Annotated in this window: 15 protein-coding genes and 2 pseudogenes; 7 read left to right on the forward strand and 10 right to left on the reverse strand. The window is 71.3% G+C overall.

All coding sequences use genetic code 11. The annotated features are described in order from the left end of the window. Nucleotides 1-70: 70 nt before the first annotated feature. The 4 genes and pseudogenes from AB0J42_RS03300 to AB0J42_RS03315 all read left to right on the forward strand — a co-directional run bounded on the left by AB0J42_RS03300 (nt 71) and on the right by AB0J42_RS03315 (nt 3,418). Nucleotides 71-478, forward strand: a complete 408-nt coding sequence (locus AB0J42_RS03300) for a YciI family protein (RefSeq protein WP_364288263.1) — start codon at nt 71-73, stop codon at nt 476-478. A gap of 8 nt (nt 479-486) precedes the next feature. Beyond that, complete coding sequence (locus AB0J42_RS03305; RefSeq protein WP_364288266.1) at nt 487-1,632, forward strand: DUF6596 domain-containing protein; 1,146 nt, start codon at nt 487-489, stop codon at nt 1,630-1,632. A 254-nt stretch (nt 1,633-1,886) separates the two neighbouring features. Then, nucleotides 1,887-3,088, forward strand: a pseudogene (locus AB0J42_RS03310) (Tat pathway signal sequence domain protein); the annotation flags it as partial. After that, nucleotides 3,041-3,418 (forward strand): hypothetical protein, encoded by a 378-nt coding sequence (locus tag AB0J42_RS03315; protein ID WP_364288269.1) that lies wholly within the window; start codon nt 3,041-3,043, stop codon nt 3,416-3,418. The pseudogene AB0J42_RS03310 and the gene AB0J42_RS03315, both read left to right, overlap by 48 nt. 4 nt (nt 3,419-3,422) lie before the next feature. On the opposite strand, the gene AB0J42_RS03320 is transcribed toward AB0J42_RS03315, so the two are convergent. From AB0J42_RS03320 to AB0J42_RS03335, 4 genes are all read right to left on the reverse strand, one after another. Then, nucleotides 3,423-4,115 carry a CBS domain-containing protein gene (locus AB0J42_RS03320; protein WP_364288272.1) on the reverse strand — a complete coding sequence of 231 codons (693 nt, stop codon included), beginning with the start codon at nt 4,113-4,115 and terminating at the stop codon, nt 3,423-3,425. Between the two features lie 41 nt (nt 4,116-4,156). Beyond that, entirely contained in the window at nt 4,157-4,837 is a 681-nt protein-coding gene (locus AB0J42_RS03325; protein WP_364288275.1) for a CBS domain-containing protein, read from the reverse strand. A 522-nt stretch (nt 4,838-5,359) separates the two neighbouring features. Further along, nucleotides 5,360-5,731, reverse strand: a complete 372-nt coding sequence (locus AB0J42_RS03330) for a GntR family transcriptional regulator (protein WP_364288278.1) — start codon at nt 5,729-5,731, stop codon at nt 5,360-5,362. Next, on the reverse strand, nt 5,728-6,516 hold the full coding sequence (locus tag AB0J42_RS03335; RefSeq protein WP_364288281.1) for a hypothetical protein: 789 nt from the start codon (nt 6,514-6,516) through the stop codon (nt 5,728-5,730). The genes AB0J42_RS03330 and AB0J42_RS03335 overlap by 4 nt, the downstream gene beginning before the upstream one ends. Before the next feature lie 85 nt (nt 6,517-6,601). Between AB0J42_RS03335 and AB0J42_RS03340 the strand changes: the two genes are divergently transcribed. Further along, on the forward strand, nt 6,602-7,162 hold the full coding sequence (locus AB0J42_RS03340; protein ID WP_364288284.1) for a DUF5753 domain-containing protein: 561 nt from the start codon (nt 6,602-6,604) through the stop codon (nt 7,160-7,162). A gap of 414 nt (nt 7,163-7,576) precedes the next feature. Here the strand turns inward: AB0J42_RS03340 and AB0J42_RS03345 are convergent, their stop codons facing one another. The 3 genes from AB0J42_RS03345 to AB0J42_RS03355 all read right to left on the reverse strand — a co-directional run bounded on the left by AB0J42_RS03345 (nt 7,577) and on the right by AB0J42_RS03355 (nt 10,228). Beyond that, entirely contained in the window at nt 7,577-7,873 is a 297-nt protein-coding gene (locus tag AB0J42_RS03345; RefSeq protein WP_364288287.1) for a hypothetical protein, read from the reverse strand. A 663-nt stretch (nt 7,874-8,536) separates the two neighbouring features. After that, complete coding sequence (locus AB0J42_RS03350) at nt 8,537-8,857, reverse strand: hypothetical protein (protein ID WP_364288290.1); 321 nt, start codon at nt 8,855-8,857, stop codon at nt 8,537-8,539. 315 nt (nt 8,858-9,172) lie between these two features. Further along, nucleotides 9,173-10,228, reverse strand: coding sequence for a DUF5994 family protein (locus AB0J42_RS03355; protein WP_364288293.1), 1,056 nt, complete (start codon nt 10,226-10,228; stop codon nt 9,173-9,175). 433 nt (nt 10,229-10,661) lie between these two features. Here AB0J42_RS03355 and AB0J42_RS03360 point away from each other — a divergent pair, with 433 nt between their 5' ends. Further along, nucleotides 10,662-10,922, forward strand: a complete 261-nt coding sequence (locus AB0J42_RS03360) for a hypothetical protein (protein ID WP_364288296.1) — start codon at nt 10,662-10,664, stop codon at nt 10,920-10,922. A gap of 132 nt (nt 10,923-11,054) precedes the next feature. On the opposite strand, the pseudogene AB0J42_RS03365 reads toward AB0J42_RS03360, so the two are convergent. After that, nucleotides 11,055-11,171, reverse strand: a pseudogene (locus AB0J42_RS03365) (TetR family transcriptional regulator); the annotation flags it as partial. Nucleotides 11,172-11,256: 85 nt separating this feature from the next. Beyond that, entirely contained in the window at nt 11,257-11,814 is a 558-nt protein-coding gene (locus AB0J42_RS03370; RefSeq protein WP_364288299.1) for a TetR/AcrR family transcriptional regulator, read from the reverse strand. Nucleotides 11,815-12,159: 345 nt separating this feature from the next. Here AB0J42_RS03370 and AB0J42_RS03375 point away from each other — a divergent pair, with 345 nt between their 5' ends. Continuing rightward, nucleotides 12,160-12,780: an alpha/beta hydrolase gene (locus tag AB0J42_RS03375; protein WP_364289113.1), complete on the forward strand. Its 621-nt coding sequence runs from the start codon at nt 12,160-12,162 to the stop codon at nt 12,778-12,780. Here AB0J42_RS03375 and AB0J42_RS03380 read toward each other — a convergent pair. Further along, on the reverse strand, nt 12,777-13,505 hold the full coding sequence (locus tag AB0J42_RS03380) for an alpha/beta hydrolase (protein WP_364288302.1): 729 nt from the start codon (nt 13,503-13,505) through the stop codon (nt 12,777-12,779). The genes AB0J42_RS03375 and AB0J42_RS03380 overlap by 4 nt on opposite strands. Nucleotides 13,506-13,552 lie beyond the last annotated feature (47 nt).

The raw sequence follows: 13,552 nt of genomic DNA on the forward strand, positions 1-13,552 counted from the left end.
AATGCGCAAGCGGCTCCGTCCCCGCAGTGAACACGGCCACAATGGGCCGTGCCGCGACAAGGAGAAAATCATGGCCAAGTACCTGCTGCTCAAGCACTACCGAGGCGCGCCCGCGGCGGTCAACGACGTGCCGATGGACCAGTGGACACCCGAGGAGCTGTCCGCCCACCTGAAGTACATGCAGGACTTCGCCGACCGGCTGGAGAGCACCGGCGAGTACGTCGACAGCCAGGCGCTCTCCCCGGAGGGCACGTTCGTCCGCTACGACGGCGAGGGCCGGCCGCCGGTCACCGACGGCCCGTTCGCGGAGACCAAGGACCTCATCGCCGGCTGGATGGTGATCGACGTCGACAGCTACGAGCGGGCGCTCGAACTCGCCGCCGAACTGTCCGCCGCCCCGGGCGCGGGCGGCAAGCCGATCCACGAATGGCTGGAGGTGCGGCCGTTCCTGACCGCGCACTCGCCCACCACGGAGTGACCGGCCCGGTGGACGAGTCCCTGCTGCGGACCCTGACACCCACCGTGATCAGTGTGCTCGTCCGCCGCGGAGCCGACTTCGCGGCGGCCGAGGACGCCGTCCAGGAAGCCCTCATCGAGGCCGTGCGGGTGTGGCCGGACGACCCGCCGCGCGACCCCAAGGGCTGGCTGGTCACGGTGGCCTGGCGCAAGTTCCTCGACGCCGCCCGCGCCGACGCCTCCCGGCGGGACCGCGAGGCCCGCGCCGAGGCCGAACCCGGGCCCGGGCCGGGCGAGGCGGCGGACGACACGCTCCAGCTGTACTTCCTGTGCGCGCACCCGTCCCTGACCCCCGCCTCGGCCGTCGCGCTCACGCTGCGCGCGGTCGGCGGCCTGACCACCCGACAGATCGCCCGGGCCTACCTGGTGCCGGAGGCGACCATGGCCCAGCGGATCAGCCGGGCCAAGCGGACCGTCTCTGGTGTCCGGTTCGACCAGCCGGGCGACGTGGCCACCGTGCTGCGCGTGCTCTACCTGGTCTTCAACGAGGGCTACTCCGGCGACGTGGACCTGGCCGCCGAGGCGATCCGGCTCACCCGCCGGCTGGCCGCCATGACCTGCCACGAGGAGGCCGCCGGTCTGCTCGCGCTCATGCTGCTCCACCACGCCCGCCGCCCGGCCCGGACCCGGCCCGACGGCTCGCTCGTACCCCTCGCCGAACAGGACCGCGGCCTGTGGAACACCCGGCTCATCGCCGAGGGCGTCGACGTGCTCCAGGCGGCGCTCGCCCGTGACCGCCTGGGCGAGTTCCAGGCCCAGGCCGCCATCGCGGCGCTGCACGCCGACGCGCGGACGGCCGACGAGACCGACTGGGTGCAGATCGTCGAATGGTACGACGAGCTGGTCCGCATCACCGGCAGCCCGGTGGCCCGGCTCAACCGGGCCGTCGCGGTCGGCGAGGCGGACGGCCCGCGGGCCGGGCTGGCCGCCCTGGCGGAGCTCGACCCCGCCCTGCCCCGCTACGCCGCCGTCGCCGCCTACCTGCGCGAACGCGACGGTGACCTGCCCGCCGCGGCCCGCCTCTACGCCGACGCCGCCCGGTCGGCGCCCAGCCTCCCTGAACGCGACCACCTCCTGCGCCAGGCCACACGCCTCAACGCCCGCCTCCGCAGCTGATCACCGCACCCCGCAACGCGCGCCGTCTTTGGTGACCACCGCACGCCTCATCGGGCCCCCTGTGTGGCTGACCGCCGCACCGTCAGCCCACGCTTGCGCCGCTGGCCACCGCACCCCGCAGCGCGCGCCTGCGCGGCCGTCTGTCGCAGGCGGGAGAATTGGCGATCAGCTGCCGGAGGAGGGTCCTTGACCGTACGACTGACCTGGCTGGAGGGCGAGCCCGGAGGACCGGCGGAGTCCACCTGGGGCACGCCGTGGCCGAGGGACTGGGCCACCTGCCCGAGTGGGGCGACTACACGCTCAGCCAGCTCTCCTCCCGCGGCTTCACCGTCCGCAAACGCACCAGGAAGGGCTACGCCTGGATCCCGGTCGACCAGGGCGGCCGGGCCCCCGGCCTCGGTTACGCAGGAGGGGCGAGCGGCGGTCTGGCCTTCGGGCTGCGCGACTTCTGGCAGCGGCACCCGACGCGATTGGACGTCCGCGACGACGCCCACACCGACGCGGCCGAGGTCACGGTCTGGCTCTGGTCACCGGAGGCCGAGCCGATGGACCTGCGCTTCTACCACGACGGCCTCGGCCAGGACACCCACCGCAAGCAGCTGGACGGGCTAGCCCTGACGCACGAGGACTACGAACCCGGCTTCGCCACCCCGTACGGCATCGCCCGCAGCAGCGAGCTGACCTTCTGGGCGCTGCCCGCCACCCCGAGCGGCGAGCGGCTGGGGGAGATGGCCGACCAGGTGCGCGTCCCGCCCCAGCTGGTCAACCCGGTCGGGCAGCTCGTCGCGGCCAAGGTGTTCGGCGGGCTGTTCGCGCCGGTCGACCGTACGCATCCGATCAAGAAAGAGATCGAGGAGCACCTCGACTTCCTGTTCAACTACCACCGTTCCCAGGTGGACGAGCGCCACTGGTACGGCTTCTGGCACTACGGCGATGTCATGCACAGCTTCGACGCCGACCGGCAGGTCTGGTGCTACGACGTCGGCGGGCATGCCTGGACGAACTCGGAGTTCTCGCCTGACCTGTGGCTCTGGTACGCCTTCCTGCGCTCGGGACGCGCGGACATCTTCCGCTTCGCCGAGGCCATGACCCGCCACACCGGCGAGGTCGACGTCTACCACCTGGGGCCGTGGGCGGGCCTGGGCACCCGGCACGGGGTCACGCACTGGGGAGACAGCTGCAAGCAGCACCGCATCGCCAACGCCCTCTACCGCCGGATCTTCTACTACCTCACCGCCGACGAACGCGCCGGCGACCTGCTGCGCGAACTGGCCGATTCCGAGCGGACGTTCCTGATGCTGGACCCGCTCCGCAAGATCCGTACCGACTCGTACACCCCTGACCCGGCCGCGCTCGACGTCGGCGTCCGCACCGACTGGGGCGCGCTGGCAGGCGCCTGGTTCACCGAGTGGGAGCGGAACGGGCCGCGCGCGGCGGAGGCCCGCGACAAGCTGCTCACGAGCATGGCGTCGATCGCCGCGCTGCCGCGCGGCTTCCTCCAGGCGGACGCGCGGTACGACCTAGCCACCGGCAGGCCCACGCCCGCCTGGACGCCTACGCGGCGGCGCGGCTCGCGGACGGCGCGTACGCCGCCCGCGCCTGGCGCCACTTCCTCACTCCGTCCCTGCCGTGGGAGTACGGACATGACCGCGACTGGTCGGCCGGGCAGGTGCGGACCACGCTGAACCCCTCCACCGGCGCGCCGTGGGTGCTCACGCCGGGCACCGCGCAGTTCGCCCTGTCCGCCATCCAGTGCCTCGCCCTCATCGGCGACCGCCTCCCGTAGCAGGTCACGCACCGCCCCAGATGGGGATGTCGCCGATGTCGTCGTGCTTCCAGCTGAGGTCGTCGCGTACGGAGACGACGCCGTCGACGTTCTCGGCCAGGCGGACGGCCACGGCGGCGCGGCTGCGCTCGGGCAGGGTGCCGGCCAGGGTGACCACGCCTTCGTCGACGGTGACGTCCAGGTTGTGGGTGTCGGCGCGGAGGATCAGCCGTATCTGCCGCTCGATGTCCTCGTCCGGGCGCAGGAAGACCTTGACCAGGTCGTGGCGGCTGACGATGCCGACCAGCCGGCCGTCCTGGTCGACCACGGGCAGGCGCTTGACGCCGTAGCGGTCCATCAGGCGCGCCGCGGAGACGACCGGCGTGTCGGGGGTGGTGACGCGGGCGGGGCTGGTCATCAGCTCGCCGGCGGTCTCGCCGAGCGACTTGCGGTAGCCGCCGCCTCCGGCCCGGGTGCTGTGGCGGATGCGGGCCCGCAGCGGCGGCCGGTAGTCGTCGCCGTAGTAGCGCTGCTTGAACTCCTGCTTGGCCAGCAGGTCGTCCTCGGAGACGACGCCCACCACGCAGTTGTCGTCGTCCACGACCGGCGCCCCGCTGACGCCGCGGCTGATCAGCAGCTCGGCCACGGCGTGGAAGGAGGCGTCGCGGTTGACGGAGGCGACGTCGGTGGTCATCACGTTCTCGACGAGGGTGGTCATGGCGTTCTCCTCTGCTGTGTTTAAGGGCTTTCTCACGGTGGTCACCGGGCCTCCCACGCGGAGTCGTCCAGGTCCCAGGTGAGCTTGTCGACGACGTCGATCACGCCGTTGACGCGGGCGGTCATGCGGGCCGCGATGGCCGCCTCGGAGCGGCGCTGCATCGAGCCGGACAGCGTCACGACGCCCTGGTGCACGTCCACCCGGACGCCCGAGGTCTCCACCCACAGGGCGCGGTCGAGGATGTCGTCCCGGACCTCGGCGGCGATCTCCTCGTCGCTGCGCAGGAACAGCTTCACCAGGTCGCGGCGGCTGACGACGCCGGCCAGCCGGCCGTCCCGGTCGACGACGGCGAGCCGCTTGACGGCGTGCGCCTCCATCAGGCGGGCGGCCTCGACCGCCGACGCCTCGGGGGAGACTGTGATCGCGGGGCTGGTCATCAGTTCGGCGGCGGTCTCGCCCTCGGCCTTCTGCCGCCCCTTGGGGTGGCGCAGCCGGGCCCGCAGCGGCGGCCGGTAGCCCTCGCCGTAGAACTGCTCCCGGAACTCCTCCTTACGCAGGAGGTCGGCTTCGGACACCATGCCGATCACGTGCCGGTCGTCGTCCACCACCGGGACGGCGCTGATGCCACCGGTGATGAGCGCTTCGGCGATGTCCTTGAACGGGGTGGGGGCGGTGACGGAGACGACGTCGGTCGTCATCACGTCCGCGACGGTCATACGCATCGGGGATTCTCCTTCTCCGGTTACCTCTATGGCACCTCGCGGAGAAGGCGCGTTGCAGGGCCGGAAGTCCCCGCCGGGACCGCCTTTGGTCAGCGCTGCGTGCCCCTGGGGCGGATCACGACGACGGCGCGGACGTCCGCCAGCGGCACGGAGAACTCCTTCCGCCCCTTCTCACCGGGGAGGAAGGTGAGCCGGGCACCGTCCAGCACCAGCAGCGCCTGGTACGACCCGCACGCCGTTCCTTCGCGCCGAACCGCTTGTACTCGGGGAAGTCGAGCGGCGAGAACGCGACGGCGAAGGCCGACGGATCGCCGAATCGAACCCGAGGCAGGCAACCAATAAGAGTTACCGGTGATTCAGCGCCACCTGCTGCGTGGTCCCGGGGATAGGGGAGAAGCGTGTGCTTCGGCGATTTCATCGGACACGCGGGGCCGCCCCTCAAGAGGGTGAACAGGAGGACGCGGAGACCATGCGTCATCGCCGATCACCGGCGCGGAGCTCCGCCCGGAGGGGTGATGAGGGTCAGGACTCGGCCGGAGCGGCGTGCCGCAGGGCCGCCTCGACGATGCGGAGCGCCTCGTGCGGGTCGATGCCGACGCTGGACACCACGGCCGCGTAGTCGGCGGCGGCGCGGCGGGCGCGTTCGCGGCCCTCCTCGCCCGCGGCCGACACGAACGACCCGGCGCGGCCCCGGGTCTCGATCAGGCCCGCCTCCTCCAGCTCCCGGTAGGCCCGGCCGACCGTGTTGACGGCCAGGCCCAGGTTGGCGGCGAGGTGGCGGATCGTGGGCAGCCGGGCGCCGACGGGCAGGGTGCCGTCGTGGATCTGCGCGGCGAGCTGGGCACGCAGCTGCTCGTACGGGGGAACGGGCGACGCCGTGTCGATGACGATCATCGTACGCTCAAGACCTGACGCGCGACCGCGACGCTCGACGGCGTCCGCTTGCTGATCAGCGCGAGCACCAGAACCCCGGCGATGACGAGGGCGATGGCGGCGGCGTCCCACCAGACGGGCGCGAAGCCGAACAGCAGCAGCACGGGGAGCGTCCACGGCACGCTCGGGACGGTGAGCTCGCGCGCGTCCTCGACCCGCATGATGACGTCCGCCGTCAGGGACGTCTCGTCCTCCGCCACGATCGGCCGGACCAGCAGGTCGCGGAGCTGCAGGGCGATCCCGGCGGCGACCCCGAGCAGGCCGGCCAGCAGGACGAGGGCCGAGTGCCGCACCGTCGCGTCCTGCACGGTCAGCGCGCTCGCCGCCAGGACGATCGCGCCGCCGGAGGTGGCGATCATGAAGGCGGCGTGCGGCGTGCCGAGCAGGGTCCGCCAGCCGGGCTGGGCCAGGTGGGCCGTCCGCCGAGGCAGGGCCGCGCCGGCCCGCCGGTCGACCCGCCGCACCCACTGGTCGAGCAGGACCTGCGCCAGCAGCAGCGCGGCCACCATCGCGGCCAGGAGCAGCAGGGGCAGCGCGTGCTGCGGCCGGAACCCGAAGGTGACGCGGATGAGCGCGGCCCCGATGAACAGCGCGGCCAGCAGGACCTGATTGGCCAGCCGCGCCCGCCGCCGCACCGCGAGCCGGACGGCGAGCAGCGGTGTCGGCCGCGCCTCGGCGAGCCCGTGCCCGGACAGCCAGGCACCCGCCAGCGCCAGGTCCTTCGGCTGTAACGCGTCACTCGACATGACCCCTCCAGGTTTGTCGCAAGCATTGTCTCAATAGGATGAGTCAATCCTTGCGACAAATCAACCCCGTGATACAACCCTCGATGTGGAGAACCGACCGACACCCCTGGCCGAACGGGAAGCGGCGCTCGCCGCGCGGGCGCGCGCCTCGCGGTGGATGGCGGTGTTCTCCCCGGCGATGATCCCGCCGCTGCTCCAGACTCCTGAGTACGCACGACTCGCGCTGACGCTCGGCCGCGACGCCCCGGATGACGAGGCCGCGGCGATCAGGATGGAGGCGCAGACCGTGCTCCACGAGGAGGGGCGGCGCTTCGCGTTCCTGCTGACGGAGAGCGCGGTCCGCACCCGTCCGGGCCCCGCGTCCCTGATGCCCGCCCAGCTCGACCGGCTGGCCCAGGTCGCCGCGCTGCCCCACGTCCGGATCGGCGTCATCCCCTGGACGGCGCCGGCGGCGGTCTTCCCGCTCCACGGCTTCACCCTCTACGACGGCACCGCGAGCGTGGTCGAGACCCTGACCGGCGACCTCACGCTGACCTCGGAGGCCGAGCTCGCCGCCCACGAGGACGCCTTCGAATCCCTCGCCGCCACCGCCGTGTACGGCGACGAACTGCGCGAACTGCTCGACAAGATCGCCCGAGAGGCGTGATTACCGAGCGTCACTCACCTGGGCGGCAGTGGAAGATCACTTACCGTCACCGAACTGTCCCTGGCCGCCCGGCCGCGTGGTCCGTACCGTCCTGGTGAGAGGTCGTTCATACGTCCAGGCGAGGGAATCCATGCAAGCGTACGAGGGGGTCCCGTCCGAACCGAAGGAGAGGCACCCGATCCTCCGGCTAGGCAGGAGACGAGTCCACCAAGAGCTTCTCCAGCCCATCGAACAGAGCCGCCTCCAGCAGAAAGACCTCACGCGGAAACTGACCAAACTGGCTGAGGACATGGGCGAGCAGGTCGATCGCCTGTCCGGCGCGCCCCGCGAGACTCCCCTTCCGGAGTGGGCGGTGCGGGCCTTCACCCGGCTGGCGGAGGATCCGCTGCATACCCGGGAAAGGCCCGCGACGGATCAGTCCTCGTCCTGATAGCCGCGCAGCTCGCGGCGCGCCTGGTGACGGCTGCGGCGGCGCTCCTGGCGGCAGATGTAGTACCACTCCCGGTGCCCGCCCCGGGTCTTACGGACGAGCACGTGGTATCCGGGGGCGCCCCAGAAGCAGCCGTCCCGGCGCCAGTCGGCGCTCTCGGGGGTGATCTCTTCCGGCAGCGTGCACGGCCCGAAACGATGGTCATGCACGGGCACGCACGTGGTCAGGGGCGCGTCGGCCATCCGCACCCACCAGGGCCGGGTCTTGTCGGTCCTGCTCATACGGTCACCTTCCCGCGCGCACAGCAGATCTGCCTGGCGGGGCCATTCCGCGGGTGTGAAAGAGCGGCCCGCGAGGCCGCAGAGCGCGCCGACCAGGTCCTTCAGGCAGGCGCGTGTTCCGGATGCCGTCCGGGCTGAGCGCCACCCAGACGCGCATCTCCGACGTTGTCGACATCCGGCGGAAATCTGCCTGGGGTGAGCCTTGTCCCGCATGCCTGCGGGTTCTTCAGAGGGGATCTTCTGGGCGGAAGCTGGCTTTGATATGGACGCGTTCGCCCTGAGGTCCGAGGGTGCTGAGGAATTCCACATGATGTTCGTCGGCGTTGCCGAACCAGTCCCAAGGCCTTTGCGTTCTCGGTTGATGGACGCTCGATGGCTCGATGAGGCAGGTGTTGAGGGCACCCCAGGGTGCACATGAAGAACGCGACCCCCGATGATCGTCGGTGTCTAGCCAGTCGATCAAGAACAGGGATCGCGTTCGCGTGCCATCATCCCCGATCGACGTGCTCTCCCGCCACTTGAAACACGTCACCGTCGCCGACCCCTGCCCACCGACTGCCCGCCGAGCCGTTCGATCTGCCCACGCTCGCCGAACTCCTGGACACCATCCCGGACCCGCGCAGCCGCCGGGGCCGCCGTTACCCCCTCGGCCCGCTGCTGGCGTTATCCCTGCTCGCCGTCGCACACCCAGCACGCCCACGCCCCCCACGCCGCCCAGGTCATCCAGGTCAAACGCCGCCGCGCCGGCCACCGCACCGGCAAGACCACCATCGTCACGTGTCGAGCCTCGACGATCTCCACGTTGCGGAAGGCGCGCCCGGCCACGGTGGCGTCGATCCGGATCGGTTCGAGCGGCTCGTCGTACACGTCGCGCTGCCCGGCCAAGGGCACCAGCAGCTGCTGCAGGTCAGCTACGTAGATCACCGTCTGAGAGAAGCCGGCCAACTGTCCGTACGCGGCGACCAGGCCCGGTAGATCCTCCATCGTGGACAGCTGAGTGGCGTCCAGCAGGCGGCCCAGCATCCGCTCCCGTCACCCGTCACCTTGACGCCTTTCCCCTGGAGCCCTTCCCCTCACAATAGATCGTCTCCTCCATGCGGAACGAGCTCCTTGCAAGCGCGCTGACCAGGGCTAACGTCTCCCGAGCGTGCTGGGGAGGGTCATCGTCACTGTCTTGGTCGTCCTGTCTCGCCCTGCTTCACATCAGAAGGGCTCATGCGTCCCATGTCTCACAGCAGTCTGACAGAGAGGGGGCAGGTGGATCGCCCGTCCTGTGCCGGGGCCTGGGCGCGCGCCCGGTCACGCCACCATCGGCAGGCTGCGGTCCAGGCCGGTGATGTGCAGCAGCCGGGACATGAACGGGCGGGGCGCTTTCAGTGCCAAGGTGATGCCCATCGACCGGGCCCGGTGCTGGATGCCGACCAGGACGCCCACGCCGCCGGCGTCGCAGAACGACACCTGCGACAAGTCGAGGATGAGCAGGCTCGTGCTGTAGTGCAGCGTGCTCAGCAGTTGCCGGCGGAGCGCTTCGCTGGTGAAGATGTCGATCTCGCCGGACAGATGAACGGTGGTCGGCTTTGACGGGTCGGCCACGCCAAGTGGCGCGGTGTCGATGACGGTCATGGACGATTCCTCTGGAGAAGCTGGAATGGGATGAGACGCTCGCCGGCTGGAGATCGGTCCGCCGCCGGAACGGGCGGGTCCTTCTCCCGTCTGATCCGGTCGGCAGACGGAACGCGGGTCACGCCGGTGCTGATGGGCCTCTGGCGGGGAGGGCGGCCGCTGGTCGGTGACCGACCCGCCCTCGTTCTCCCAGCGGGCCGTGCCGTCGGCGGCTGTCCCGCGCCGCAGAGGCGGAACGGGATCGGGCGGCAAGCGTGCGCCGGTGAGAGCGTCGTCGTCCCTCAAGCCGGCGGTGTCCCGGGCGGTGAGGCCCCGGGCGGTGAACTTGAGCGTGGCCTCAGCAGGACCGGCGGCGGTGTCCGGCGGGATGACCAGCAGGACGATCGGCTCGCCGACCGCAAAGATGAGAGTGATCAGACGCGGGTCGGTGTGGCGGAACCAGCCGACGCGGACCTGACGCCCGCGTGCCGGGATGCGGTGCGGGATGCTCTGCCACGCATCGCCATGCAGGCCGATGCGGAGCGTGACACGGCCAAGCAGTCGGTCGACGCCGGCGATCAGGCCGGGCAGTTCGGTGGCCGCGTCGTGGGAGTAGGGCCACCAGGCCCCGTCCACCACAGCTCGCCGATCCAGCGCCGGGTGGAGACCGAGCCGTAGCGCGGAATCGACCCGGGGGATCGCGGGCGAGGCGGGGCTGAGCGGTGCGGATGGAGAAAGAAGTGTCGGCGTCATGGTCGCCTGACCTGTCCAGGCCTCCGAAGAGGCCGGTGGTGGTTCGCCGGGGGCGACGCAGACCTGAATGCCAACGCTCGAAAAGTCCTCGGTACCTTCAGTGTACAGCATTAGTTCCGGAATTCCGTAATTCCGGAAGTAAACTCTGACTTCCGGAACTCGCCCTCAGGAATCACGCAACCGGCCGGAGCAGCTTCCGGAAACACGGGCCGGTCGCGGGCCGTGTCACTCTCCGCCCCCCACGCCGCCGTCCTGGCCGACTACACCGCCGCACAGACCGGTTCGGAGCGGGTGCCGCGATTGTCACTCCCGTATCCCAACCCGGCTGGAGGGCACTGCGTCCGCGCCCCGGCTGCGAATGTGGAGGGCAACTGCCTACAGCGTTCGTCCCTGGGCAGGGGCCCCTTGCGGATGCTGGCGATAGGAGGCGGCCGTGCCTGAGAATGTCGCACTGATCATTCGATTCCACCTGATGGGCGGCGAAGACGTCTCCGTGATCAGCGGGGACTTCGACGGAGAGCCGGAGGCAGTGGCGGCGATCGCTCGTGCTGTGGACGAGCGGCGCAGTCTGGTGTTGATGCGAGCGAGATATGATCGCGAAGCCGACGTGAACGGCATAATCATCAACCTCGCCAACGTGGTGTCGGCGCGTGTATCGAGGACAGACAGCGCCGAGGCGGGCCAGTACCTGTAGGTCAGAACGTACCCCCACACGCCCTGACAGTGGCCAGCCGGACGCGTACAGCTCGGCCATCCGGTCGGGCAGTTCCTCGGCCGGCACGTCCAGTTGCCCGAACATCGCCGAGTCGGCCGCCGCCTCGGCGAACAGTCCCGCCTTGGACCCGAAGTAGCGGTACACCAGGGCGACGTTGGCCCCGACGTCCCGGACGCTGATCGCCTCGTAACGGTCACGGGCGAACCGTCGGCGGGCCGCTTCCAGCAGCGCCTCCCGGGTCGCCGCGGCGTCGCCGCTTTCCGTTGGGTTCCTCCGCCGCCATCACCGTCACCACCGTGGCTCGACGTCAACGCTAGCCGGTGATGAGGTTCACCGCGGCGTCGACGGCGGCGAGGTGGTCCTTCTGGGCGCCGGAGGGGTGCATGAGGATGGACCACATCAGGCCGTCCATGATCGCCACGAGGAGCTGGGCCAGGGCGTCGTGGTCCTGTCCGGGGCGTAGTTCGCCGGTGGATTCGGCGTACGAGAAGGCGGCGCGGAGGTTGTCGCGCGCCTCCCGGTTCAGCTCGTCGAGCGCCGCGGCGAACTCCGGGGAGACGGCGGCCCTGGCGTAGAAGGCGGCCCAGATGCGGGCCTCGCCCAGACGGTGCTCGTCCAGGGGGAGCAGTTCCAGGATGGCGGCGCGGAGGGCGTCGCGGAACGGCAGGCCGTCCGGGCCGAGGCGGATGTGCCGGATGCGTTCCCGTTCCTGTTCGACGACGGTGCGCAGGGCGAAGTGGAGCATCTCGTCCTTGGTGCTGAAGTAGCGCTGCACGGCGCCGGCGGAGCAGCCCGCCTCGGCCGCCACCGTGCGGACGCTGACGGCTTCCAGTCCTTCGCGTTCGGTGATCCGCAGCAGCGCGGCCGTCACGTGGCGGCGGTTTTCCGAAAGGCGGGCGGCGGGTCGCGGGCGTGCTCGCCGCGGTGAACGCGGCGGTGCTGGTCGTCGCGCTGCTGCCGGCGGTCTCCGCGTGGGGGACGGCGCGCGAGCACGGGGTGCCGCTCAGCCTGGGCGGTTATCTCGACGGGCTGTCCACCTCCGCCGGGCGCGGGCCCGACGAGACGGTCCGGTACGCCCGCGCCGGGGGAGAGGACCTCATGCTCGACGTCTGGCGGCCGGCCTCTCCTGGGTCCGGGCCGCTGCCCGCGGTGGTCAACGTGCACGGCGGGGCGCAGGACGCGCCGCAGAGCCTGTTCCCCCCGGTGGGACGTCTGGCTGGCCGGCACGGGGCACGTCGTGTTCGACGTGGACTACCGCTTCTTCCGGCCGTACGACTGGAAGTCCTCGCCGGGCGACGTGAAGTGCGCGCTCGGGTGGGTGGTACGCAACGCCGACCGCTACGGCGTGGACCCGGCGCGCATCACGCTGATGGGGCAGTCGGCCGGCGGTTACCTGTCCCTGCTGGCCGCCTTCACCACGGCCGACGAACTGCCGCCGTCCTGCGACGTGCCCGAGGTGACGCCGGCCGCGGTGATCTCCTGGTACGCGCCGGGGGACGCGACGGCCGAGATCCCGCCGGCGTTCCGGCTGTCGGAGACGGTGCGGCGGCTGCTCGCCGAGGAGACGTGGCCGCTGGCCGACGAGGACTGGGAACGCGCCTCGCCGAGCACCTACATCCGGCCCGGGCTGCCGAGGACGCTGCTCATCCAGGGCGGCCGCGACATCCTCCAGCCCGCCGCGCACACCCGGGCTTTCGCCGACCGGCTCGCCGCCGCGGGGGTGCCCCACGAGCTGGTCGAGATCCCATACGCGGACCATCAGTTCGACCTGTCGTGGGGCGGGTTCGGCAGCCAGATCGCCCGGCACGTGATCCAGGAGTTCCTGCGCGGCGGCTAGCGCAGGTGCCGGGTGAAGAACCGGTTCGCGTCCTCCCCGGCGTAGTGCGGGACACCGGCGTGCCCGCCCATGTTGGCGTGCAGGGTCTTCTCCTCGGAGCCGAAGGCGTCGAACAGGTCCAGGGCCGCCTGCCTGTCGTTGCTCTCATCGTCCCACTGCAGCAGGACGTGGAGCGGGACGGTGACCTGCCGGGCCTCCTCGAACGTCCGGCGAGGCGCGAAGCTCCCGGCGAAGAGGACCGCGGCCGCGATGCGCGGCTCGACCAGCGCCAGCCGGACGCCGATGGCGATCACTCCGCCCGCGTAGCCGACCGGGCCGCGGATCCCGGGCAGCGTCAGGAGGGCGTCCAGCGCCGCCTGGGTCTCCGGGACCGCCTTGCCGACGAGCGGGAGGACGAGGGCGTCGATGATCTCATCGGTGAGCGGCTCGCGGGCCTCCAACGCCCGGCGCATGTCGGCGTGGGCCTGTTCGAAGGCGGGCCAGCGGGGCCGGGCGCCGGCTCCGGGGAGCTCGATGGCGGCCGCGGCGAGGCCCTCCGCCGCGGCGTGCCGGGCCCGCGCCAGCAGGCGGGGATACATCTTGTCCAGCCCGAGCGGAGGGTGGCCGAGCAGGACCAGCGGGGCCGGTGCCGCCGGGGGCGTCCACAGGATGCCGGGGATCTCGCCGAGGGTGAATTCGCGTTCGAGCACGCCGTCGTCGAGGCGTCGCTCTGAGGTGAAGCGCATGGTCGTGCCTTCCGGGAGAGCTCTGAACGGCGCTCCCGGACGACCTA

The sequence above is a fragment of the Nonomuraea sp. NPDC049649 genome (assembly GCF_040675175.1).
GTDB lineage: Bacteria > Actinomycetota > Actinomycetes > Streptosporangiales > Streptosporangiaceae > Nonomuraea.